This is a genomic window from Candidatus Pelagadaptatus aseana (assembly GCF_040362265.1).
Classification (GTDB): domain Bacteria; phylum Pseudomonadota; class Gammaproteobacteria; order Pseudomonadales; family Cellvibrionaceae; genus Pelagadaptatus; species Pelagadaptatus aseana.
This window is the reverse complement of sequence record NZ_BAABNJ010000001.1, coordinates 156,739-179,850: the sequence shown is the minus strand read 5'-3', so window position 1 is coordinate 179,850 and position 23,112 is coordinate 156,739. Positions and strand designations below refer to the sequence as shown.

The 23,112-nt window shown below is 53.8% G+C and carries 20 protein-coding genes; 13 read left to right on the top strand and 7 right to left on the bottom strand.

From position 1 onward, the window contains the following. The first annotated feature begins 80 nt into the window (after positions 1–80). Positions 81–1,115 (top strand): AraC family transcriptional regulator ligand-binding domain-containing protein, encoded by a 1,035-nt coding sequence (locus ACPXV9_RS00845; RefSeq protein ID WP_423893777.1) that lies wholly within the window; start codon positions 81–83, stop codon positions 1,113–1,115. A gap of 42 nt (positions 1,116–1,157) precedes the next feature. Here ACPXV9_RS00845 and ACPXV9_RS00840 read toward each other — a convergent pair whose 3' ends face one another. After that, positions 1,158–2,048: a chemotaxis protein gene (locus ACPXV9_RS00840; protein ID WP_423893776.1), complete on the bottom strand. Its 891-nt coding sequence runs from the start codon at positions 2,046–2,048 to the stop codon at positions 1,158–1,160. Between the two features lie 144 nt (positions 2,049–2,192). Here ACPXV9_RS00840 and ACPXV9_RS00835 point away from each other — a divergent pair, with 144 nt between their 5' ends. The 5 genes from ACPXV9_RS00835 to ACPXV9_RS00815 all read left to right on the top strand — a co-directional run bounded on the left by ACPXV9_RS00835 (position 2,193) and on the right by ACPXV9_RS00815 (position 8,206). Continuing rightward, positions 2,193–3,092 carry a LysR substrate-binding domain-containing protein gene (locus ACPXV9_RS00835; RefSeq protein WP_423893775.1) on the top strand — a complete coding sequence of 300 codons (900 nt, stop codon included), beginning with the start codon at positions 2,193–2,195 and terminating at the stop codon, positions 3,090–3,092. Between the two features lie 311 nt (positions 3,093–3,403). After that, complete coding sequence (locus ACPXV9_RS00830) at positions 3,404–3,802, top strand: sulfatase-like hydrolase/transferase (protein ID WP_423893774.1); 399 nt, start codon at positions 3,404–3,406, stop codon at positions 3,800–3,802. Further along, positions 3,684–4,988 (top strand): sulfatase-like hydrolase/transferase, encoded by a 1,305-nt coding sequence (locus ACPXV9_RS00825; protein ID WP_423893773.1) that lies wholly within the window; start codon positions 3,684–3,686, stop codon positions 4,986–4,988. The genes ACPXV9_RS00830 and ACPXV9_RS00825 overlap by 119 nt, the downstream gene beginning before the upstream one ends. A 120-nt stretch (positions 4,989–5,108) precedes the next feature. Continuing rightward, positions 5,109–5,945, top strand: coding sequence for a formylglycine-generating enzyme family protein (locus tag ACPXV9_RS00820; RefSeq protein ID WP_423893772.1), 837 nt, complete (start codon positions 5,109–5,111; stop codon positions 5,943–5,945). 2 nt (positions 5,946–5,947) lie between these two features. After that, positions 5,948–8,206, top strand: coding sequence for a multiheme c-type cytochrome (locus ACPXV9_RS00815; protein ID WP_423893771.1), 2,259 nt, complete (start codon positions 5,948–5,950; stop codon positions 8,204–8,206). A gap of 11 nt (positions 8,207–8,217) precedes the next feature. On the opposite strand, the gene ACPXV9_RS00810 is transcribed toward ACPXV9_RS00815, so the two are convergent. Together ACPXV9_RS00810 and ACPXV9_RS00805 are read right to left on the bottom strand one after the other, a co-directional pair. Then, positions 8,218–9,129, bottom strand: coding sequence for a 3'(2'),5'-bisphosphate nucleotidase CysQ family protein (locus ACPXV9_RS00810; protein ID WP_423893770.1), 912 nt, complete (start codon positions 9,127–9,129; stop codon positions 8,218–8,220). Between the two features lie 10 nt (positions 9,130–9,139). Next, positions 9,140–10,117, bottom strand: a complete 978-nt coding sequence (locus ACPXV9_RS00805; RefSeq protein ID WP_423893769.1) for a phosphotransferase — start codon at positions 10,115–10,117, stop codon at positions 9,140–9,142. 182 nt (positions 10,118–10,299) lie between these two features. Between ACPXV9_RS00805 and ACPXV9_RS00800 the strand changes: the two genes are divergently transcribed. Next, complete coding sequence (locus ACPXV9_RS00800; protein ID WP_423893768.1) at positions 10,300–11,373, top strand: polyamine ABC transporter substrate-binding protein; 1,074 nt, start codon at positions 10,300–10,302, stop codon at positions 11,371–11,373. Between the two features lie 16 nt (positions 11,374–11,389). Here the strand turns inward: ACPXV9_RS00800 and ACPXV9_RS00795 are convergent, their stop codons facing one another. Next, positions 11,390–12,103 (bottom strand): hypothetical protein, encoded by a 714-nt coding sequence (locus ACPXV9_RS00795; protein ID WP_423893767.1) that lies wholly within the window; start codon positions 12,101–12,103, stop codon positions 11,390–11,392. Positions 12,104–12,229: 126 nt separating this feature from the next. Next, positions 12,230–13,027: a substrate-binding periplasmic protein gene (locus tag ACPXV9_RS00790; RefSeq protein ID WP_423893766.1), complete on the bottom strand. Its 798-nt coding sequence runs from the start codon at positions 13,025–13,027 to the stop codon at positions 12,230–12,232. A gap of 135 nt (positions 13,028–13,162) precedes the next feature. Between ACPXV9_RS00790 and ACPXV9_RS00785 the strand changes: the two genes are divergently transcribed. The 6 genes from ACPXV9_RS00785 to ACPXV9_RS00760 all read left to right on the top strand — a co-directional run bounded on the left by ACPXV9_RS00785 (position 13,163) and on the right by ACPXV9_RS00760 (position 20,862). Further along, the gene (locus ACPXV9_RS00785; RefSeq protein ID WP_423893765.1) at positions 13,163–14,428 is read left to right on the top strand and encodes a diguanylate cyclase domain-containing protein; all 1,266 of its coding nucleotides are present in this window, start codon (positions 13,163–13,165) and stop codon (positions 14,426–14,428) included. A gap of 196 nt (positions 14,429–14,624) precedes the next feature. Further along, entirely contained in the window at positions 14,625–15,566 is a 942-nt protein-coding gene (locus ACPXV9_RS00780; protein WP_423893764.1) for an alpha/beta fold hydrolase, read from the top strand. A 76-nt stretch (positions 15,567–15,642) separates the two neighbouring features. Continuing rightward, positions 15,643–15,999, top strand: coding sequence for a hypothetical protein (locus ACPXV9_RS00775; RefSeq protein WP_423893763.1), 357 nt, complete (start codon positions 15,643–15,645; stop codon positions 15,997–15,999). Positions 16,000–16,043: 44 nt separating this feature from the next. Then, a complete protein-coding gene (locus ACPXV9_RS00770) occupies positions 16,044–16,403 on the top strand; it encodes a hypothetical protein (protein ID WP_423893762.1) in 360 nt (119 codons plus the stop codon). Positions 16,404–16,491: 88 nt separating this feature from the next. Then, entirely contained in the window at positions 16,492–17,730 is a 1,239-nt protein-coding gene (locus ACPXV9_RS00765) for an efflux RND transporter periplasmic adaptor subunit (protein ID WP_423893761.1), read from the top strand. A gap of 9 nt (positions 17,731–17,739) precedes the next feature. After that, positions 17,740–20,862, top strand: a complete 3,123-nt coding sequence (locus ACPXV9_RS00760; RefSeq protein ID WP_423893760.1) for an efflux RND transporter permease subunit — start codon at positions 17,740–17,742, stop codon at positions 20,860–20,862. A 4-nt stretch (positions 20,863–20,866) separates the two neighbouring features. Here the strand turns inward: ACPXV9_RS00760 and ACPXV9_RS00755 are convergent, their stop codons facing one another. Both ACPXV9_RS00755 and ACPXV9_RS00750 read right to left on the bottom strand, forming a co-directional pair. Next, positions 20,867–21,868 (bottom strand): AraC family transcriptional regulator ligand-binding domain-containing protein, encoded by a 1,002-nt coding sequence (locus ACPXV9_RS00755; RefSeq protein ID WP_423893759.1) that lies wholly within the window; start codon positions 21,866–21,868, stop codon positions 20,867–20,869. 35 nt (positions 21,869–21,903) lie between these two features. Beyond that, positions 21,904–23,049 carry an acyl-CoA dehydrogenase family protein gene (locus ACPXV9_RS00750; RefSeq protein ID WP_423893758.1) on the bottom strand — a complete coding sequence of 382 codons (1,146 nt, stop codon included), beginning with the start codon at positions 23,047–23,049 and terminating at the stop codon, positions 21,904–21,906. Positions 23,050–23,112: the final 63 nt, after the last annotated feature.

Below are 23,112 nucleotides of genomic sequence, written 5' to 3'. Positions count from 1 at the left end.
GCTTAAACAATCTGTGGTGGCAAATTCAGGGGGAAAAACGGACAATGGGGGATAATTTCGGACAGTGACGAGAGTGAGCGTTGAAACAGAATGTGTTGCAGTACTCCACGCCTTCCTGGCACAGCTTTGAGTTACAAAAGCTGTTGCTGCGTTTGCAGCGGGAGCAGGGGGTGGCTGTTGAAACGGTGTTGCAGGGTACCGGTGTTGATCAGCAATTTCTTGAAGACCCGACCCGTTGCGTCACGGTGGAGCAGGAACTGGCCGTATATATCCGCATAGCCAATCTCAATCGCGACCCGCTGTTCGCCTTTCATCATGGTCGTTCGATGGGCTTGAGTCAGTGGGGGTTACTGGGGCAGGCGATGCTCAGTAGTCAGACGGTGCTGGACGCACTGCGATTGTTTACCCGCTTTGTCGGCTTGTTCAGTTGGCAAATGCAGGTATCACTTCAAGCTCTGGACCATGGTGGTTATGCACTGACCCTGTTACCCACGCCGGTGGATGAAACAACGCAGCAGTTTGAGGTGGAGAGCAGTTTTGCGGCATTGCACACCCTGTTGGAAGACATTCTGGTTGATCGGGTGACCTTTCAGGCACTGGCATTCGCAACGCCTGTCTTTATTGAAGTCCTGCATTACTTCGAAGGGGCAGTCTGTTGTGATGTGGCAGAGCGGGCCGGTGCCAATCGTGTCGAGTTTGCGGCGGCCTTGGTTCAGCGACCTTTGCCCTACGCCGACCCGGAGCATCTGGCGCTGCTCGAAGCCCTTTGCAGAAAACACTTGCGGCAGTTGGCTCAGGAGCAGGATTTACTGGGGGCGGTAAACGGCTATTTGAACAGTTGTGAGCAGCTACCTTCCATTGAGGCGGTTGCGTCTCACTTCAGTATGTCATCCAGAACCCTGCGTCGCCGGTTGACGGCTCTGGGCTGCAATTTCCAGCACCTGCTCGATGATCATCGCTATGGTCTGGCCCGGGAATTTCTTCAGGACGAAACCATGAGTCTTGAGGCGGTAGCCAAGGCCCTCAGTTACAGTGATGTGCGCAGTTTTCGCCAGGCTTTCAAGCGCTGGTCCGGTATGGCGCCGGGACAATTTCGCTCGAGTGGATCCAGTTGAGCCTGGCTATTTGCTGACTCATTTATTTGTTCAGGCTGTCGGCTATTTGTTCAGGCTGTCGGCACCCACCAGCATGGCGTCAATCAGATTGCGGGCGTCGAACTTTTCCAGGGCCTCATTGGCGCCCACCTGATGGGCCTGTCCCACGCTGATTTCGCTCGACAGCGATGTGTGCAGAATAATGTAGGCGTCTTTTAAAGTCGTATCGTTGCGCACTTCGAAGGTCAGCTCGTAGCCATCCAGACCGGGCATTTCAATGTCGCTCACTAACAGATCGATGGGTTCTCCCCACTTGGCTTTTTCGCGCATGATTTCCAGTGCATGACTGCCGTTGTCGGTGACCTCGAAGGGGATGTTGAGGTGGCTGAGGACATCGGTCAGTTGTTTGCGGGCGGTCACGGAATCATCCACCACCAGAATCTTGAGGGGCTTGAGCTTTTCCCTTTCGATGTCGGTGATGGCCACATCCAGATGATTGGTGTCACCGGAATACACCATGCTCAACAGCAACTCCACGTCCATCAGTTGAATGATCTCACCATTGACTTCGGTGGTGCCGGTGATAAACACCTGACCGCCCAGGCTTTTGGGTGGGGATTGAATGTGTTTCCAGTCGGCATCGACAATGCGCTCAATGCCATCCACCAGAAAGCCCACGGTCTTGCGCTGACAATCGGTAACCAGAATATAGGAATCCTTGAGTCGATCTTCGGGTATTGCGCCGTAACCAATGATGGCGGCCATATCCAGAATCGGCAGGGTCTGGCCCCGGATATTGACCGCGCCAACCACGCCCGCAGGGGAATTGATCATCGACGTCACCGGTTGATAGGGAACCAGTTCCCTGATTTTCAGTGTGCCCAGTGCAAATGGGTGGCCGTTGTGCAGTTTAAACAGCAGTAAGCCCTGAGAATGTGATGCCTTGGATGTCACGTGAATTCCTGATTTATCGTTAAAGCCCTACATTATATCGGTTATCCGGTTACGTTCTTAAGTCACAACAGGGTCAATTTTTGTTTGGTTAATTAGGATGTCATTGCTATTGTGATCTAAAAATTTAATGACAGAGATTGAGTCGTGATTACCCTGAAGCAATTGCACTACGCATTGGCCGTAGAAAAAACACTGCACTTTAAAAAAGCGGCAGAGAATTGTTTTGTCAGCCAGTCGGCCCTCAGTACCGCACTGAATGAGCTGGAAAAGCAGTTGGGTGTTCAGCTGTTTGAACGGGACAACAAAAAGGTGCTGGTAACGCCCCTGGGGCGTCAGATTTTGCAACAGGCCCGAACCATCATGTTGCAGGTAGACGATCTGCAAAACCTCGCCAAGAGTGGTGAAAGCCCGCTGGGCTATCCCATGGACATCGGCATTATCCCTACCATTGGTCCCTATCTGTTGCCCAAAATTTTACCGGCCATTAACCAGCAGTATCCGGAGTTTCAGCTCAATGTGGTGGAAGAGCAATCCCATGTGCTGGTGGATATGGTTCGGCGTGGCGAAATCGATACTGCGATTCTGGCGTTGCCCTATCCCTGTGAGGGACTGTTGTCGTTTGAATTCTGGCAGGAAGATTTTTACTGGGTGGCTCACAGCAGCAATCAGCAGGCGGGGCAAGCCGAAATTGCCAGCAAGGAGCTGGATCAGGCCAGTCTGATGCTGCTTAAAGAGGGGCATTGTCTCAAGGATCACATTCTCGATGCCTGTAAGTTCGAGCAGGCTCAAAGTGCCAATCACGGCTTTGGCGCCACCAGTCTCAACACCCTGATCCAGATGGTGAAAGGTCAGTTGGGCACCACGCTGGTACCGGCCATGGCGCTGGAACAGCTGATTGCCGAAAACGATCAGTTGCGTGCCGTGCATCTGAGTGAACCCGGCCCTCACCGCCGCATCGCGTTTCTGGTCAGGCCCAATTATTCCCGTGTAGATGCCTTGCAGCTGCTGCAGCAGCTTTGTCGAGAGGCGCTAATTGAAAGCTGATGTCTGATGGTGCCTTCATTATGTGCTATACCCAATGAGCTTGGGTTATTTGGGTCGGAGTGACTGACGCCTTTGTCGTTGTCTGGCTGTTGGGTAGCGCCCTGCTTGGCGGCTGAAGACGATTTTTCAGCGCGCGCAAACCCGCAACGTTTTTTTTCGTAAAGTCACAAACTTTCACACAAAGTACACATCCAAAGTTGCCCGTAGCGTTAATACTGCACTCACAAGTTGGTGATCTAGAACCGGCTGAATAGAAGTAAGTATTACGGTAGTAAATTCATTTTTAGAAGTACTAACAGGGAATCTTTACGATGAAAAATAATCTCCTCAAGCGCTCATTGCTGAGTGCCAGTATTTTTGCTCTGTCGGCCGCCGCCATGGCGACGACGAACCCATCCAAGCCAAACGTTCTCGCCATCTGGGGTGATGACATCGGTATGGATAACCTCAGTGCCTACACCATGGGTCAGGCCGGCCACTGGACGCCGAACATCGACCGCATCGCCAAAGAAGGCGCCATCTTTACCGATTACTACGGTGAAAACTCCTGTACCGCGGGTCGTGCCGCGTTTATTACCGGTCAGCACCCCCATGCGTACCGGTCTGACCAAAGTGGGTATGCCGGGTGCCAAAGAAGGTATGCGCGAGCGCGATGTGACCTTGGCCGGTCTGTTGAAAGACAAGGGCTATATGACGGCCCAGTTCGGTAAAAACCACTTTGGTGATCAGGACGAGCATCTGCCAACCAACCACGGTTTCGATGAGTTCTTTGGCAACCTCTACCACTTGAACGCCGAGGAAGAGCCGGAAAACAGAGACTATGACAGCTTTATGGCTGGCGGTTTGAAAGAGCGTTTTGCGCCCCGCGGTGTTATTAAGTCGACGGCTGATGGCAAAATTGAGGACACCGGTCCTCTGACCAAGAAGCGTATGGAGACGGTGGATGAAGAGTTCCTGTCTGCGTCCCTGAAATTTATCGATAAGGCCCACGCCGCCAAGAAACCTTTCTTTGTCTGGTTTAACGCCTCACGCATGCACGTCTGGACCCACCTGAAGCCTGAAAGCGAAGGTCTGTCTGTACGCGGTGGTCTCTACGGTGACGGTCTGGTTGAGCACGATGGCCACGTCGGTCAGCTGCTGGATAAACTGGACGATCTGAAAATTGCCGATAACACCATTGTGCTGTATTCCACCGATAACGGTGCCGAGAAGTTCTCCTGGCCTGATGGCGGTACTTCACGCTACAAAGGTGAGAAAAACACAACCTGGGACGGTGGTTTCCGCGTACCGGCCATGGTTCGCTACCCAGCCAAGATCCCAGCGGGTCAGGTGGTTAACGAGCTGACTGCACACAATGACTGGGTACCTACTATTCTGGCAGCGACTGGCGATACCAAAGTCAAAGCCAAGTTGAAAAAAGGTACTACCATCAATGGTCGCAAGTACAAAAACCATCTGGATGGTTATAACCTGCTGCCACACCTGGTGAAAGGTAAGAACACTACCGCCGACAACAACCCCGATTGGCCGCGTGAAACTTACATTTACGCCACCGACAGCGGTGATGTAGCGGCTCTTCGTTACAATGACTGGAAGTTCCTGTTCATGGAGCAGAAGTGTGAAGGTCTGGAAGTGTGGGCTTGTCAGTTGCAACCACGTCGTATGCCGCTGATTACCAACCTGCGTCAGGATCCATACGAAATTGCTCACGAAGAATCTGGTCAGTTTGATCGCTGGTTCGTGGATCGCATGTACATGTTTGGCCCTGCGGTAATGAAGTCCATGGAATTCCTGAATACCTTCAAAGAATTCCCGCCAACTCAGGCGCCTGGCTCCTGGTCTTTGGATGATGCTGTAGAGCAAATGCAAATCTGGCAAAACACTACTTACAAGTAAGAGTAAGTAAACACGAAAAAGAGTCGCAATAGCGGCTCTTTTTTTTGGGTAAACAACTATGCTGATGCGTAATATCTCTAAACAAAACAACCACACACATAAAACAGATGAGGCCGGACAATGCTTCAAAAAACCGTAACATGGATGGGGGCTTTGACGCTGGGTGCGTCATTGAGTTTTACCACCTTGGCCGAAACGGCCAAGCAGACCGCAGAAGCCACGGTGTTCTCCGATGCGCAGATCAAACAGTTGATGCAACAGATGGTGCGGGTCGAGTCGGGCACCTTTACCATGGGGTCCGATGAAGAGCAGGCCCACGCTCGGGAAAAGCCGGCCCATCAGGTGACTCTGGACAGCTTTTATATCGGCAAGACCGAAGTGACTCAGCAGTTGTTTGAGCGGGTGATGGGCTGGAACGTCAGTTACCATCCCTGTGCGGAGTGCCCGGTCAATAACATCAGTTGGATGAATATTCACGCCTTTCTGAACAAGCTCAATCAGGCAACCGGCAAGAATTTTCGACTTCCCACCGAGGCCGAGTGGGCTTTCGCCGCCAAAGGTGGCAACCAGTCTCGGGGCTATGCCTACAGTGGTTCGGACAATATTGACGAAGTGGCCTGGTACGCCGGTAACGCCGATCGCAAATCCCACCCGGTGGGGCTGAAAAAACCCAATGAATTGGGCCTTTACGATATGATGGGCAATCTGTGGGAGTTTTGTCTCGACGATATGAATCAGCGCCTATACAGTAACCAACCCCGAGTAAATCCGATGTTCGATGCCGGTAAGCCCGTGAAAGCCAAAGCCATGAAAGTGACTCGAGGCGGTGGCTACGAATTTGACGCGGAAGAATCCAAGATTTATCGCCGCGACGGCGCGACCAGTAATGTCCGCATGCCGGATATCGGTTTTCGACTTGCAATGGATGCTGAGCAAGTACAAGAGGATGCAGAATAAAAATGAATTTACCCAGAGTCCTGTTTTTCATCAGTTTGTTATTTGCGCCACTGAGCCTGCAAGCCAGTGAACTCAAGTATATGGGCACGGAAAGCTGTGCCGGGTGTCACGAGCAGGAGTATAAGCTCTGGCAGGGTTCCCATCACGATATGTCCATGCGCCATGCTCGCGAGGATGCCGTGCAGGGTGACTTTGATAACGTCGAGTTTGATTTTAACGGTGAGGCCAATCGCTTTTATCGTCAGGGTAAAGAGTACTGGGTCAATATCAAAGGTCCGACCGGTCAGTTCAACGATTATCAAATCAAATACACCTTCGGCTATACGCCATTGCAGCAGTATATGGTGGAGTTTGAGGATGGTCGGGTGCAGTTGATCCCCTTTGCCTGGGACTCGCGCCCGCAAGCCGAAGGCGGTCAGCGCTGGTTCCATCTGTATCCGGAATTTACCGACAGCCGCGAAGAATTTTTCTGGACCAACACCGGTCAGAACTGGAACTACATGTGCGCCGATTGCCACTCCACCAATCTGGAAAAAAATTACGATTTAAACACCAATACTTACAACACCACCTTTAGCGAGATCAATGTTGGCTGTGAGGCTTGCCACGGTCCGGCCAGTGGCCATATGGATTGGCTCAATAATAAAGACGGCGCCCTGCCGCACAAGGGCTTCGATCGCACGCTGGCCAAGGCGGTAAACAACTGGCTGGCCAAAGAGGGGCAAAGCACCCTGTCACCGGAAAAAATTGAACACACCCAGCAGACTCAGGTATGTGCCCAGTGCCACAGCCGGCATGTGCAGATCAGTGAAAAGGATCACGTCAAAAGCGATGCCTTTGGCGACCGCTATATGCTGAGTCTGATCAATCGCGATCTGTATCACGCCGACGGCCAGATCTACGACGAGGTGTTTGTCTATGGTTCGTTCTTACAGAGCAAGATGAGCCGCAGTGGTGTGACCTGCACCAATTGCCACAACCCCCATTCCAATGAGCTGATCATTCCCATTGAGTCGGTGTGCCTGCAGTGTCATCAGGCGGATCAATACGCGGTTAAAGACCATCACCAGCATCCGCTGGACAGTGCCGGGGCCCAGTGTGTTAGCTGTCATATGCCGGCGACCACCTACATGCAGGTGGACCCGCGCCGCGACCACGGTTGGCACGTGCCAAGGCCGGATATGTCGCAACAGTTGGGTACCCCCGATACCTGCCTGAGTTGTCATCAAGACAAGGATTCCCAGTGGAGTTCCGCTCAAGTTGCGCAATGGCATCCGGATTCAGAAATCCGCGAGGAGAAACATTTTGCGCCGGTATTCTCGGCGATTGATGCCGGCTATATGCAGGCTGCCAGTGCGCTGTCCCATGTGGCGCAAAATAAACTCAATGCGCCGATCATCAGAGCCTCGGCGATTGAGCGAATGACACCCTTGTCGGACAACAACAGCCTGGTGGCCATTGCCCGAGGAGCCAAAGACCCCGATGAATTTATTCGTCTGGCGGCGGCCCGCGGTGGCGCCGGTCTGGGTTTGAATGAGCGCTGGCGGGTATTGTCGCCGCTGCTGCAAGACAAGGTGCTGGCCGTCAGAATGGAAGCGGCCGTTACTCTGGCATCCCTGTGGCCGCAGTTATCTGCCGAGCAGCAGGCGCAATTGCAGCCTGCGCTGGACGAGTATCTGTTGGCGCAGGAGTTTAACTACGATCGCGGTTTCTCCCACAACAATATTGGTACCGTTCACGCCTATCAGGGTAACGATGCCAAGGCGATTGAGGCCTTTAAAACGGCGATTAAGATTGAGCCCAATTCGTCTCAGGCCTATATGAATCTGGCGGAATTGTATCGCCGTGGTGGAGGCTCTGAAGATCAGGTGGTGGAGGTGTTGACCCAGGGGGCTCGGGCTGTCGTGCGCAACTCTGCCATCTATTACCGTCTGGGGCTGGCCAATATTCGGGCGGCCAAAACCAGCGATGCGGTAGCCAGCTTTGCCAACGCCATCAAAGGCGATCCCAACAATGCTCAGTATCACTATGTGATGGGGCTGACGCTGGAGAAGAGCGATACCGGCAAGGCCATGAAATCCCTGCGTCAGGCCTACGACCTTGGCGGCGATCCACGCCACCTGTTTGCTCTGTGTGATATGCAGGTGCGCTATCAGGCTTTTAATGCCGCTCAGTGCATCAATGAATTGAGTGCAGTGGCACCGCCAGAGGTGGTGGATCGACTCAGATCACAATTGTCCGCCGGGCAGGGCGGACAATAAATTTATTCTGATCAGGTTTCAGTGGCCGGCAGTTCATTGGCCATGGCAATAATCGCTTGTGCCAGAGCCTGATCGGACGCAAACAGCACCCCCTGATGATTCATAAAGGTTGAGTCGGGGCGATTCAGATCCAGTGGCTGACCGACCATATTGCTCACCCAGCCGCCGGCTTCGTTGATCAGGCAGGCGCTGGCTGCAAAGTCCCACAAGCTGCCACCACCTTCCTGTTGTTTTGCTGTCTTGAAATAACAGGCCAGCGGGTAATCCAGAATCTGGCAGGCATTTTGTACCGCGCCAGCGCCACAGTGAAGGTTGATCTCGCCAGCGCCGAGATCACGGGCAATGCTTGCCATTTGGCGCATGATCAGCGGGTAATGGCTGTGACTCTTGAAACTGTTGTCGGCAAACAGGTGCAGGGTACTTGCCAGATGTTTGGGGGCAGTGGGGATGGGTTCTGCATTCTTTTCGATACCACGGCCCTCAATGGCGGTAAAGAGATCGGCCGTTACCGGGTCGTAGACTACGCCCACAACCGGCTTGCCGTCTCTGGCGACCAGAGCAATGGCGACCGCGTAGCCGGCTCGGCCCTGCACAAACGGCAAGGTGCCGTCCAGCGGATCAACACACCAGAAATAGGTTGCCTCAAAACGGTCGCGGATGCCTTCTTGGCAGGCGTCGAGATTTTCTTCGGTCAGTAATCCCAGATCGAACTGGCGACAGGAGGGCAGCAAATGTTGTCGGATCAGCTGGTCGCAGTGGCGATCCACCTCGGTCACGATTTGAGAGGCCTTGCTCGAGCCGGTATTTTTGTGCTCGGTCATCAGTGTTTGCCGATCAACACTGGCAATGTACTCGCCCGCCTCCATTGCCGCGATTGCGGCAATCTGGCACAGGCTGCTGAGTTGTGACTGGGTCAGAATCATAAGGATGTGTTCACGGCGCTGACGTCAGGCGTTCAATGACGCGCCGGGTGAGCTTTTCACTGTAGCTGTTGAGCTTCCAGTGCCCGGGGCTCCAGCCTTTTAAAAATCGATGAAAGTCGGCCCAGGACACATCGAACAGTGAGCGCCATTCCCGCTCTACAGCGGTGGCATCCAGCTTCGGTTGTCTGACCTCCAGAGCCTCATGCAGCTGTTCAAAATAATAGTTGAGCAGAGGTTGTTCCAGCTGCTCGCATTGCTCCTCGTGCAGGCAGCTGCCCAGAAAGTAGGCCACGTCTTTGATGCCGCAGCCGCCGCCAACGTACTGAAAATCCACTGCTGCCACCGCGGTTGCCGAAAAGCAAAAGTTGGCGAGCTTGGCGTCACCGTGAATCAGAGTTTGAAAGCGAGCCTGATTCAGGGTTTGATCAATTTTGCTGGCGGCCTGTTGCAGTTCTTTATCCGTCAGGGCTGCCAGTTCATCGGGGCGGGTATCCAGATGCCAGTAGCTGCCACAGTGCCAGAGCCCCTCTGGGGGAGTTGCCATAAAGGTGGCGTGAAACCAAGCCAACCAGCTCAAACACTGCTGGATATCTGCCATGCTGGCATTTTCTTTGACTTGGGTAAAACCTGACAGATGCAAATCCGTCAGCAATAAAAAAGTTTCCTGATCGCTCTCATGCACACTCAGGCACTGTGGCACCGGGCAGTGTCGATCGCACTGTTGCGCGTAGCGTTGATACCAGTGGGCCTCCACCTGATAGGATTTGAGTTTGCGTTGGTGCGAAAGGTTGGTGTTCCAGCCTCTGGGGTGCTGATCGCCATCGGGCAATTGAATGAGTTTGAGTATCACCGATGGCAGCTCGCCTCCGGTCATGCGCAGACGCATCAGGCTGCCGTAATTACTCCACAGGGGTTGGATTTGTTCCGCGCGTCCGATGGCTTCGGCGCCGGTGATCTGACAAATCGTGTGTTGCAGTTTTTTATCCATACGCGATCTTAGCATTATTCAACCGGGGTTATGCTGCCTGCGGGTGTGACTGCATAGGGCTGATAAGTCGTTGACTCAGGGGAATAAAGATTTAAATGGCATTTGGCCGGGGAGGGGGTTTCACAACGTCGCCATTTTTGTTAAAAAACGATCATATCTAAAATAATAAACAGGTTAATGACATGAAGGCTGCCCGAAAGCTACCGATGTTATTGGCAGCTTCGTTTGCAACGGCGCTGTCTTTGACTTTTTTTACATCAGCGGCATCCGCCGAATCCCTCAAGTTTTTGAGCTGGCAGGACTACATCGATCCGGAATTGGTCGAGAAGTTTGAAGAGCAGGCCGGAATCGATATTGTCACCCAGCAGTATATTTCCAACGAGCAGCGCGACAGCATGATTACCGAAAGTCGCGGTGAGGGCCTCGATATCATTCTTCTCAACGGTCTGGTGCTGGAAAAGTTTGTGCGCAAGGGCTGGCTGGCGGCCTTGCCCGATGGCTACACCGGCGAGTTGTCCATGATCGACAAACAGTGGTGGCAGGCGTATCAGGCGGCTGAGTGGTACGCGGTACCTTACTTCTGGGGGACGCTGGGTATTGTCTATCGCAGTGATCTGGTGGATCGCCCCATCAACAGTTGGGGGCAGTTGTTGCAGCCATCAAGCTCTTTGCGCGGCAAGGTGTCGGTGCTCGATTCCTATCGCGAAACTCTGGGTATGGCTCTGAAGGCCAAAAAGTATTCCCTTAATACCCGACGCAGTGCCGAGATGGATGATGCGCTGGGTTTGCTGGAGAATCATTTTGCTGATTATCAGAGTCACCCACCGATGGATTCGCTGACAACCTCCAAGCTGATTTCCGGTAATTTGCACGCGGCCATGATGTACAGCGGCAGTGCTCTGACTCTGCAGCGCCTGGATACGCGCATCAAATACGTGGTGCCGAAAGAAGGCGGCAGCATCTGGGTGGATTATCTGGTGGTGTCTGCCAAGTCCAAAAACAAGCAGGCGGCCTGGGACTTTATCAAATTCCTGAATGAGCCCGAGAACGCCACACAGCTGGCCTATTACCTCTACTATGCCACCACCAATAACGGTGCCAAAGCCATGCTGGATGATCGGTTCCTGAGTAATAAAACCATCTACCCGGAGAAACAGGCGCTGGCCAAATCAGAAATTCTGCGTCCCATGCTGTCACGTCACAAGCGCGATCTGGAATCCCGTTTCAACGACATCAAGGCGCCCGCCGCCAATTGATTACTGCTGCCCTGATCTACCGGATCACGGTGCCTCTCTCGGCCATGATCCGGTCGATTTCCTGTTCCAGTGGTTGTTTCAATTCCACGTGTTTTTTGTTGAGAAAGGGGTAGAGAAAGTCTTGCCGGATATCGGCAACCTTTTCTATGGTATCACCCAGATTCAATCTCGCCGCCAGATAATCTGAGGTGTAACCAAAACCGATCCAATAATCTATTCTGCCTGCCGCCAGTGTTTTCAGTCCCTGATCCGGGCGTAAAAATGAAATCGCTGTGACTGCCGGAAAGCTGTTGATGTATTTTTCAGACAGGCTGCTGCCCCGCAGAAAACCGGCCTGAGTGTTTGGTTGTAAGGTGATGGGCTGACCTGAATCTGTCGCCGGGGTGGATGCCTTGTTGCGCCACAGACTGGTGTAGGGGTCTCCCACGGGGGCATTGATAAACAGCAGGTTGTAATCAGCGGCTTCCTGATTGAAGGATTGCAGGCGCACACACAAACCATCGTAATCGTCGGTGTTTTTGTGGCTGAACAATTCGCGCTTGGTGTGCAGATACACCATGGCAAAATCATAGCCCAGTCGATCAAATGCTTCGGTAAACACTTCCGTCAATGACTGCCACTGGGGCAGGCTGCTGGGGATTGGGCAGGTAAACGTCACCATCGGTCTGGCGTGCGCCTGAGCAGCAAGGCTCAGGGCAAACAGGGCACACAAGGTTCTCAATAGGGGCATTCAAGGGGTTCCATTGGTTACCCAGGCAATGTCTGCTCAGGTGGTGTCAGGTCAGGTGGCGTCTGCTCAGGTAATTAAATGCCTGAACCATTTGGTTAATTATAGCGCCATGGTCGTTAAATCGCTTTATTCATTAAGCGGCGGTGCGGTTCGGTAATCGAGCTTTTGATTGAGGGCCTGACTGTAGTGTTGTCGGAATTTTTGGATGGTGCCGTCCTGATGCATGGCCTGAATGGCCTGATCCAGTTGCCGCTTCAAATGCTCAGGGTCGAAGCCGCGAAGGTTGTTGGGGATGCCCAGATGATTCGGGTCGATTGAAATGGGTTTTGCGGCCGGAATCAGGTTGTCGACATTGAGCCCGGCCATATCGGCGTTAAATAAAATGGTGAACATGTCGCCAGAAAAAATGGCGCCGTCCAAGCGGCCCGCCAACAGTTTTCTGAGCCGCTGAATATGGCTGGAGTCCTCGTCCATGATCAACAGTGGGCGCATCTGATTGAATTCGCCGGAGTAGTTGCTGCCTCTGGATATGCCTATTCTTAGCCCCGCCAGATCGTTGTAGGCGTTAAAGGTGATGGGGTTACGGCTATTGTAAATCAACAGTACCCGGTCACTGAACAGTGGCTCGGTAAATAAATAATAGGCTTCTCGGCTTGGGGTTCTGGAGAAACCGGTGATCACGCCTTTCCCCAGCATGGCTTCCTGTTGCGCCCGCTTCCAGGGACGGGCAACTAACCGGGGAGTGAGACCCACTCGTTCGATGGCCTCTCTGGCTATATCCACCGCATAGCCTTTTACCTGGCCGTCACTGTCCAGATAGTGCTTGGGGGCGCCGTTATCTGCGGTAAAAACCGTCAGGACTTCTTTGGCGTTAAGACCCAGAGAAGTCAGTAATAACAGGTTTGCCAGTAAGACACGCAGCATAGAAGTAAGTTACAAAAAAACAGAAGATCTACTTATACCAGAAAATCATTTTGATTATTGTAATTGAAGCAAGCGTCGCTTCTATTCATAATTGGTCGAAATTAATAACAATAAATAAAACGACAGGTTGATTCGATGTCTGCCCGCCAGATGACCATCCTTATCATAGAAGACAGCAGCACGGTTCAGCGCACCATGGAAAAGGGGCTGGCCAGTCTGGGGTATACTCTGGTGTTCAGCTCCAGCGGTGAAGAGGGGCTGCAGTATCTGGATCAACACAGCGTTGATATGATTTTCCTCGATGTGGAAATGCCGGGGATCAACGGCTTTGAAACCGCCAGAATCATTCGCAGTCGTCTCGATAGTCAGTGGGTTCCCATCGTCATGCTGACCAGTAATGCCAGTGATGAAAGCTACGAAAAAGGTATTGATTCCGGTTGCGATGACTACCTCATCAAACCCATCTCTTACGGTGTGCTGCGTGCCAAAATCAAGGCGTTTATGCGCATAGTCAAAATGCATCGCCGCTTGCTGCATGAGTATCAGGATCTGCAAACCCTGTCAGCCAGAGACGGTCTGACCGGTTGCTTTAATCGCGAGTACTTCAGTGATCGTGCCGATGAATATCTGAGTGGCACACCGGAAAATCACTCGGCCATTCTGATCGACATCGATTACTTTAAAAAGTACAACGACACCTACGGCCATCTTATCGGCGACGAATGCCTCAAGCAGGTGGCCAAAGCCATTATGCAAAGCGCCCGCCATGACGGTGATGTGGTTTGTCGCTACGGTGGTGAAGAGTTCGCCCTGTTTCTGTCCAATACCGATCTGGAGAGTGCCAGAGTGGTTGCCCAGCGAATCTGCCGCAATGTCGCGGCACTGGCGATACCGCACAAAGCGTCAGAGGTGGCCGATTGCGTCACCATCAGTGTTGGCATCTTCAGCAATCAGCAGAGCCGCTTAACCAGTCTTAAACCCATCCTCAGTGCTGCGGATGCGGCCCTGTATGAAGCCAAGGCCAAGGGGCGCAATCAGATCATTGGGCTGGATGCCCAGCCATTATCGGCGCTGGTGGTGTTGACCCAGTCCCCGGGCAATTTCAAATCGCTGCTGAAAACGGTCAAACATAATTTTGATTTGCTGTTTCTGGATGATTTGGCCGATCTGGGTGAAATCGCCGACGAAATTCATTTTAAGATTCTGATTGTCGACAGCGCGTTTTCGGCCCGCTTGAGAACCAATCAGGTGATTCTGAACAAGCTGGAGACGCTGTCGGTGTCGGTGGTGTTCAGCGATCCAGCCGGGGTGGTGGCGGAAGTGCATGACTTTGATGAAACTGCCCGGGCCGATTTCGGTGGTCAACCGCTGGAGTCCTCAATTCGGGCGCTGGCGGGCTAGGGCCGCATCGAGTTCAGTAACAAGGCTGATGATAGAAGTCTGCCAGTTGTGTCAGTCCGTTGCTGGGGTTCATCAGTTCGGGTCCAATCTGTAGGTCAAAAACTATTCTGGTTAAAGGTAACCAAGTTGATAATTTTTGTCGTGAGCTTGTTGTTACTCTCTTGCCAGAGTCTTGGGTGGGGTGGGATAACAATCCGTGAATGACACAAAGCAAAGCCGTACCGGCATAAAAAACATCGATTACGCCGAGCACAAATTCATCCGTCTCAACGATGCGGATTACTGCTATCTGGAAGCCGGTACCGGGCCCATGGTGTTGCTGCTGCATGGCTATCCGGATAATGCCTATTCCTGGGAGCATCAGATTCGCTTTCTGGCGCAATCCGGTTACCGCGTGATCGTGCCCTTTACCCGGGGCTATGCACCGACCACAACCGGCCCGGCAAGTTACTTTGATCGAGCCACGCTGGCCCGGGATATGGTGGCTTTGATTGATGAGCTGAATCAGGGTGAGCCGGTATTGCTGGTCGGGCAGGATTGGGGCGCTGCCATCAGCTACGGCATTCTGGGCGCCTTTCCGGACAAGGTGCGTCGAGCCATGGTGTTGGCCGTGCCGCACCCGGCCGAGATCAATCGAACCCTGAAGCGATCCCCGCGGCACTGCATTCGCTCATTCCACTGGTTCTTATTTCAGTTGCCCTGGCTGCCGGAGAAATTGATTCGCTGGACGCGAGGCGGGTTTCTGTCTTTCCTGTGGCGGCTCTGGTCGCCGGATTTCAAAGATGGCGACCATGTGGATCAAGTGATTGCGGCCATGCTGCAGGGGAGCGGCATTGAAGATACGCTGGCCTACTATCGGGCCGCCATCCAGAGCGCTTATCGCGACCCGGAGCTGGCCGATGTCTTCCAGCGTTTGAACAACCCGATACCGGTACCAACCCGGGTGCTTTGCGGGCAACAGGACATGCGCCGGGAAATGCTGCCCCGGGCCGCGGATCTGTTTACGCCAGCCGCCCAGTATCAATGGGGGCTGGTTGATAACGCCGGCCACTTTTTACACCGCGAGCAACCCGCGGTTGTGAATGCGGAAATTGCCCAGTGGTTTGCCATAGAGACAGCTTTGACAAGTGAGTCGTAGCCTCTGTTTTTTTGACTGGACTACACTGATGGTGTGAAGGCGTTAAATACAAATCATACTAATCGGAGCAATGTCTATGTACGGAAAAATATTAGCGATCTTTGTCCTGGTGGCGATGGCTCTGCCTGTGTCTGCCGATAAACCGGAATGGGCTGGTAAGGGTAAGCCGACTGCTGAGCAGAAGGCCGCTCACAAGGCCGCTATGAATGCCAAGGATGAATACGATGACGATGTTCTTGAAGTCGATGACGAAGAGCGGGAAAAGCCCAAAGACAAGGAAATGAAAAAGAGCAAAGAAAAGCTCAAAGGCATGGAAAAACAAGTTGACATGAAATCTGAGCAACCTCGAAAGGAAGTTGAAAAGGGGGCGGAAAGCGGTCAGGCCTCTCGAGATGAGCATGCCAGAAAATGGTGGAAGTTCTGGGAAGAATAGCCCATTTACTTGTCACGGGGCCCGGCTTGATCGAAAATAGATCCATGAAATCCTTCAGCAGATCCTTTGCCGTTTTTTTGATATTGGCCGTTTTTTCCAATGGCCTGTTGGCTGCGCATATGGCCGCTGCCATGGCGGCTGAACCGATGCAAGCCAGCGTTGAGATGGCTCAGGATCGCCCCTGCCACGGAGATACGCCGGCCGGGATCAGTAGCGATGCTGGCCAGCCAGCGTCCGGTTGCTGTGAAGGCGATTGCTCCAGTTGTGTCTCAACCTCCAGTGCTGTTGGTGCCGATTGTCTCAGCCTTGCGGTTCTGTCCTCCCTGACCTTGTCTTTAAAGGTCAATAACCACCTCTTGCCGGCGCACCGCGCCAACCTGTTTAAACCCCCCATACTGCTTTGACCCCGGGGCCAGTGCGCCCGAATTTTCTGATGTGATAAATACTTGTCTGTGCCCATCGCGCAGACGCTTGATATTGTGGGTTAAGAGTATGAAATATGTATTGATGGCTGCGGTTGTGGCGCTTGCCGCCGGTATTGTAATTGGCAGGATGCTGCCCGGTGATGGCAACCCCGATGCGGAGCAACAAAACCAGCCTCTGTACTGGGTTGCCCCGATGGATCCGGACTATCGTCGCGATGGCCCCGGAAAGTCGCCGATGGGCATGGATCTGGTCCCTGTCTATGCCGAGTCGGCTTCGATAGAGCCGGCTCCGGGGGTGATTCGAATTTCGCCGGATGTGGTCAACAATCTCGGGGTGCGTGTAGCGCCGGTGAGATTGGATGTGCTGCGACCGCAAATCAAAACCGTGGGCTACGTAAAATACGATGAAGATCAGTTGGTGCACATCCATCCGCGGGTGGAAGGCTGGGTTGAGCGCCTTTACGTCAAGGCCGCCGGCGATCCGGTCAAGCAGGGTCAGCCGCTGTACGATCTCTATTCCCCCGAGTTGGTGAATGCTCAGGAAGAGTATGTGCTGGCGCTGGAGCGCAACAATAACACTCTGGTGCGCGCTACCGAAAATCGCCTGCGGGCCCTGCACATGTCCGACGATTTTATCCGCACTCTCAAACGCCAGCGTCAGGTTCGGCAGGCCATCACTTTTATCTCGGCGCAGGACGGTGTGGTCGACAATCTGAATATTCGCGAGGGCTACTACGTCAAACCGGGCACCACCATGATGTCCATCGGCCGGCTGGATCAGGTGTGGGTCGAGGCCGAAGTGTTTGAGCGACAGGCGGCTCTGGTCCGAGCCGGTTTGCCAGTCACCATGTCATTGAATTATCTGCAGGGTGAACCGTGGCAGGGGGAGGTGGATTACGTCTACCCGACACTGGATCCGCAGACCCGAACACTCAGGGTTCGATTGCGTTTTGATAACCCCGAGCGCCTGCTCAAGCCCAATATGTTTGCCGAGGTCAGGATTTTTACCGACAGCGATACACCGCAATTGCTGGTACCGAAGCAGGCGGTGATCCGAACGGGCAGTCGGGATGTGGTGGTGCTGGCTCTGGGGGAGGGCCGATTCAAATCCGTCGCCGTGGTGCTCGGTGATGCCGATGACGACCATGTCGCCATCGATCAGGGAGTGGCGTCCACCGACAAGGTGGTGGTGTCGGCGCAGTTTCTGCTCGATTCCGAATCCAGCCGGGATTCCGATTTTAAACGCATGCATCATCCCGAGCCGAGTGATCCACCGATGGATCACTCCATGCATCACCATCACTAGGAGGCGAACATGATTGCAACATTGATTCGCTGGTCCGTCAGTAATCGCTTCTTTGTGTTGATGGGCGCTGCGATGCTGGTCGCAGTGGGTTTGTATTCGGTCCGGCACACACCGATCGATGCCATCCCGGATTTGTCGGATGTGCAGGTGATCATCAAAACCAGTTATCCCGGTCAGGCGCCGCAGGTGGTTGAAGATCAGGTTACCTACCCATTGACCACAGCCATGTTGTCGGTCCCCGGTGCGGTCACGGTACGCGGTTATTCCTTTTTCGGGGACTCCTACGTCTATGTGATTTTTGATGAGGATACCGATCTCTACTGGGCCCGCAGCCGGGTGCTGGAATACCTCAGTCAGGTGTCGCCACTGCTGCCCGATAATGCCCGGCCGCAACTGGGACCGGATGCCACCGGAGTGGGTTGGGTGTATCTCTATGCGCTGGTGGACACCACCGGCCAGCATGACATCAGCCAGTTACGCTCGATTCAGGACTGGTTTCTGAAGTTTGAATTGCAGGCCGTGCCCGGGGTGTCCGAAGTGGCAGCCGTGGGCGGTATGGTGAAACAGTACCAGGTGCGGGTGAATCCCGAGCGCCTCAGGGCGTTTGGTATCCCTCTGTCCCACATACAGACGGCCATTCAGCGGGCCAATCAGGAGATCGGAGCCTCGGTGATTGAGCTGGCCGAAGCCGAGTATATGGTGCGCGCCTCGGGCTATCTGCAATCGGTCAGTGATCTGGAAAATGTGCCATTGGGGGTGAATAAAAACGGCACCCCGCTGCTGTTGAAAGACATTGCCGAGATTGGCATTGGCCCGCAGATGCGTCGCGGCATCGCCGAGCTCAATGGCGAGGGTGAAACCGTGGGTGGCGTGATTGTGATGCGCTATGGCGAAAATGCCCAGACCACCATTGCCGCGGTTAAGGACAAGCTGGAATCGTTAAAACAAAGTTTGCCCGATGGCGTTGAGGTGGTCACCGTTTACGATCGCTCCGGATTGATTGAGCGGGCCGTGAAAAACTTATGGCAAACCCTGCTGCTGGAATTTCTGGTGGTGGCGTTTGTCTGCGTGATTTTTTTAATGCACGTGCGTTCTTCGCTGGTGGCGATCATCAGTCTGCCCATTGGTATTCTGGTGGCGTTTATCGTGATGTATTGGCAGGGCATCAACGCCAATATCATGTCTCTGGGTGGTATTGCCGTGGCGATTGGCACCATGATCGATGGCGCCATTGTGATGATCGAAAATATGCATCGGCACATGGCAAAAACCGAAGTGACCGACAGTAACCGCTGGCACATAGTAGCCAAATCAGCGGTTGAAGTGGGTCCCGCGTTATTTTTCAGTTTGCTGATCATTACCGTCAGCTTTCTCCCGGTGTTCACGCTTGAGGCGCAGGAAGGGCGGATGTTTTCTCCGCTGGCGTACACCAAAACCTACGCCATGGCCGCCGCGGCGATTCTGGCGGTAACACTGGTGCCGGTCTTGGTCGGCTATTTTGTGCGAGGCAAGATTCGGCCGGAAACCAAAAATCCGGTCAGTCGCGGCTTGTTGAAAGTCTACAAACCGGTGCTGAACCGGGTGTTAAACCATCCGGGCAAAACCCTGTTGGTGGCGTTGCTGGTGTTGCTCAGCAGTCTGTGGCCGGCCAGTAAAATTGGCAGCGAATTTATGCCGCCGCTGGATGAAGGTGATCTGATGTATATGCCCACCACCTATCCCGGTATTTCCATTGGCAAGGCACGCGAGTTGCTGCAACAGACCGACAAGCTGATTGCCACGGTGCCGGAAGTGAAAACCGTGTTTGGCAAAATCGGTCGCGCTGAAACCGCCACGGATCCCGCGCCGCTGACGATGATCGAAACCTTTATTCAGCTCAACCCCAGAAGTGAATGGCGCGAGGGTATGACCCGGGAAAAACTGCGGGCTGAACTGGATGCGCTGGTGCAACTGCCGGGGGTGACCAATGCCTGGGTAATGCCCATTAAAACCCGCATTGATATGTTGGCCACAGGGATCAAAACCCCGGTGGGAATCAAAGTGGCCGGGCCGGATTTAACCCAAATCCAGAACATCGGTGAGCAGCTGGAAAGCCTGCTCAAGGGTCTGCCGGGAACGGCGTCGGTTTATTCCGAGCGGGTGGTTGGTGGGCGCTACATCAAGGTCGACATTGATCGTGAAAAGGCCGCCCGGTTTAATCTCAATATTGCTGATGTCCAGCAGGTCATCGCCACCGCGGTGGGTGGTATGAATGTCACCCAGACGGTGGAGGGCCTTGAACGGTATCCGGTCAATATCCGCTACCCGCAGGGCTATCGCGATTCGCCAGAGCAGTTGGCGCTGTTGCCGATTGTAACGCCATCCGGGTTGCGCATCGCGCTGGCGGACGTGGCCCGGGTGTACATTGAAGACGGGCCACCGGGGATCAAAAGTGAAAACGCCCGCATCAATGGCTGGACCTTTATCGACATCAACGACACCGATGTGGGCAGCTACGTGGACCGCGCCAGAGAGCTGGTTGCAGAGCAATTGGTTTTGCCCCCCGGTTATTCCATCAACTGGGCTGGCCAGTATGAGTATATGGAGCGGGCCAAAGCCAAGCTGACCTATGTGGTACCCCTGACGCTGGCCATTATTGTGGTGCTGCTGTTTATGAGCTTCCGGCGCTTTCAGGAAGTGGCATTGATTATGGCAACCACGCCGTTGGCGCTGGTGGGTGGTGTCTGGTTGCTGTACTGGTATGACTTCAACTTTTCCATTGCTGTGGCCGTGGGCTTTATTGCTCTGGCGGGACTGGCGGTGGAGACCGCGGTGATCATGCTGATCTATCTCAATCAGGCCTGGCGAGAGTTGCTGGATAAGGTGGCCAGCGGTGACGAGTCGCTGAACCGCAACACCGTGATTGCAGCGGTGCGCGATGGCGCGGTGATGCGGGTGCGCCCGGTATTGATGACAGCCGCTTCCGATCTCGCCGGCTTGTTGCCGGTTCTCTACAGTACCGGTACCGGCGCCGAGATTATGAGCCGTCTGGCCGCGCCTCTGGTGGGGGGGATGGTGACAGCCATTGCCCTGACGTTGCTGGTCGTGCCCTGTGTGTATCTGATGTGGAAGCTGCGGGAGGTGAGCCAATAATGGCTCAGATGTTATTGCGGTAATCCCCCGGCGTTAACCCGGTCCATTTTTTAAACGCGCGGTTAAATGCACTGGGTTCTGAAAAGCCGACATTGTAGGCAATCTGATTGATGGCAATGTCGGTGTTCTTCAGTTGGTAGATGGCCAGATCGTGGCGCACGCTCTCTTTGATCTCGGTAAAGCTGGTGCCTTCCGCTTTGAGTTTGCGGCGAATGGTCTCGGGGGATTTGCCCATGGAGTCCGCCACCACCTTGAGTGGCAGGGCATCAATGTTGTCGAGGTTTTGCAGCATCTTGCGAATCTGGCCGGTGAGGCTGGTATCCACCCGATGGGAGCTCATCAGGTTGGGAATCAGTGCGGCAAATTCCGGTACATCCTGAAAGGTACGCTTCAGTGGCTTGTCCAGATAGTGGCGATTGAATACCAGCTGAAATTTACTCTGATCAAAATAAAACCGGCTGGGAAACATGTGGGGAAAATCTTCCGCCTCATGGGTTGCCGGAAACGGCAGATAGAGTTGATCGACAATAAAGGGCTGATCAATGATCCAGTTGCACCAGCGGGTCAGGAAAAACACGATCCAGGTTAAAAAGCTGACCTGACCGTACATGTCCTTACGATCAAAACTCATGGTCAGCAGGGCTTCTTCCCCGGAAGTTTCCATCTCAAACGAGATTTCCTGATGGAACAGGCGCCAGTATTTGGCCAAACGATAAATGGCCTGTTTCAAATCGTGGCAGCCAATGCTGGCGTAGAGCGACATTTCAATGCTGCCCAGAGGGCTGGGTTTATCAAAAAAGCCCAGAGTTTCGTCTTGCAGTGTGCGGGTGATGGTCTCGATCAGCAGCCCGGCCCTGTCGGCGGGAAGGCGGGCATTGGGTCGGGTCATGACCGAGGGATCAACGCCGATTTTCGCCAGAATGGTTTCGGCGGCGACGCCCTGTTGTTCGCAACCTTGTAAAAACGACAGGACGGAATCAATGTGCAATGAATCAATAGAGGCCATGTACGAGGGGCACCTTGTTGGATACCCCTCTGATTTTAATCCGCCAGAAGATCTCTCGCGATAATTAATTTCATGATTTCACTGGTGCCACCATAGATTCTCTGCACCCGCGAGTCGGCAAAGGCGCGGGCAATGGGGTACTCCCACATGTAACCATAGCCGCCATGCAATTGCAGACACTCATCGGCGACCTTGTTTTGCAGCTCGGAGGTCAGCAATTTGATCTGCGAGGCGCCGGTGGTATCGAGCTTTTTGTCCAGATGCAATTCCAGACAGCGATCGAGAAAGCAGCGGGCCGCGGCCGTTTCAGTGGACAGCTCGGCCAGCTTGAACTGGGTGTTCTGGAAGGCCGCCACCGGTTTGCCAAAGGCGTTGCGGTCTTTGACGTAATCGATGGTCTGTTCAATCATGGATTCGGCTGCGGCGGTGGCAATCACGCCAATGCTCAAGCGCTCCTGCGGCAATTCCTGCATCAGGTAGATAAAGCCTTCGCCCTCCTTGCCCAGCAGATTTTGTTTGGGTACCCGGACATCGTTGAAGAACAGCTCGGAGGTGTCCTGGGCCTTCATGCCCAGTTTTTTCAGATTCTTGCCCTTTTCAAATCCCGGGCTGTCGGTTTCCACCAGAATCAGACTGACACCAAAGGCGCCGGCATCCGGGTCGGTCTTGGCGACCACCACCACCAGATCGGCGTGCTGGCCATTGGTGATAAAGGTTTTGGAGCCATTGATGATGTAATGGTCGCCGTCCGCTACGGCCGTGGTTTTGATGCTCTGCAGATCCGAGCCGGTACCCGGTTCGGTCATGGCGATGGCGGTGACCACATCGCCTGAAACACAGCCGGGCAAGTATTTCTGCTTGGTCTCTGGTGAGCCATAGTGTTCGATATAGGGCACCGCGATATCAGAGTGGAGGGTCCAGCCGATGCCGTTCAGGCCCAGACGTGAGACCTCTTCATTGACAATGGCGTTGTAGCGATAATCGGCCCCAACGCCGCCATATTCTTCACTCACGGTTGGCGACAAGAATCCCTGAGCGCCAGCTTTGCGCCAGAGGTCGCGATCCACCTGACCGTCTTCTTCCCATTGATCGTGGTAGGGCACGGCTTCGGTTTCCAGAAAGCGGCGCACGGATTCACGAAATAGATCGTGTTCGGGTTCAAATACTGTTCTTGGAATCATGGTTCTACTGCTCGTGTTGTGTTGAGTTTTCAGACTATCGATGCGGCAATTTGGGGGCATTGA

What these genes read in the sequence shown, in the direction of transcription:
- ACPXV9_RS00785 (WP_423893765.1), top strand. Translation starts at nt 13,163, where the DNA reads ATGTCTGCCCGCCAGATGACCATCCTTATCATAGAAGACAGCAGCACG.
- ACPXV9_RS00770 (WP_423893762.1), top strand. Translation starts at nt 16,044, where the DNA reads ATGAAATCCTTCAGCAGATCCTTTGCCGTTTTTTTGATATTGGCCGTT.
- ACPXV9_RS00755 (WP_423893759.1), bottom strand. Translation starts at nt 21,868, where the DNA reads ATGGCCTCTATTGATTCATTGCACATTGATTCCGTCCTGTCGTTTTTA.
- ACPXV9_RS00795 (WP_423893767.1), bottom strand. Translation starts at nt 12,103, where the DNA reads ATGCCCCTATTGAGAACCTTGTGTGCCCTGTTTGCCCTGAGCCTTGCT.
- ACPXV9_RS00765 (WP_423893761.1), top strand. Translation starts at nt 16,492, where the DNA reads ATGAAATATGTATTGATGGCTGCGGTTGTGGCGCTTGCCGCCGGTATT.
- ACPXV9_RS00815 (WP_423893771.1), top strand. Translation starts at nt 5,948, where the DNA reads ATGAATTTACCCAGAGTCCTGTTTTTCATCAGTTTGTTATTTGCGCCA.
- ACPXV9_RS00750 (WP_423893758.1), bottom strand. Translation starts at nt 23,049, where the DNA reads ATGATTCCAAGAACAGTATTTGAACCCGAACACGATCTATTTCGTGAA.
- ACPXV9_RS00830 (WP_423893774.1), top strand. Translation starts at nt 3,404, where the DNA reads ATGAAAAATAATCTCCTCAAGCGCTCATTGCTGAGTGCCAGTATTTTT.
- ACPXV9_RS00790 (WP_423893766.1), bottom strand. Translation starts at nt 13,027, where the DNA reads ATGCTGCGTGTCTTACTGGCAAACCTGTTATTACTGACTTCTCTGGGT.
- ACPXV9_RS00820 (WP_423893772.1), top strand. Translation starts at nt 5,109, where the DNA reads ATGCTTCAAAAAACCGTAACATGGATGGGGGCTTTGACGCTGGGTGCG.
- ACPXV9_RS00760 (WP_423893760.1), top strand. Translation starts at nt 17,740, where the DNA reads ATGATTGCAACATTGATTCGCTGGTCCGTCAGTAATCGCTTCTTTGTG.
- ACPXV9_RS00775 (WP_423893763.1), top strand. Translation starts at nt 15,643, where the DNA reads ATGTACGGAAAAATATTAGCGATCTTTGTCCTGGTGGCGATGGCTCTG.
- ACPXV9_RS00810 (WP_423893770.1), bottom strand. Translation starts at nt 9,129, where the DNA reads ATGATTCTGACCCAGTCACAACTCAGCAGCCTGTGCCAGATTGCCGCA.
- ACPXV9_RS00800 (WP_423893768.1), top strand. Translation starts at nt 10,300, where the DNA reads ATGAAGGCTGCCCGAAAGCTACCGATGTTATTGGCAGCTTCGTTTGCA.
- ACPXV9_RS00825 (WP_423893773.1), top strand. Translation starts at nt 3,684, where the DNA reads ATGCGTACCGGTCTGACCAAAGTGGGTATGCCGGGTGCCAAAGAAGGT.
- ACPXV9_RS00805 (WP_423893769.1), bottom strand. Translation starts at nt 10,117, where the DNA reads ATGGATAAAAAACTGCAACACACGATTTGTCAGATCACCGGCGCCGAA.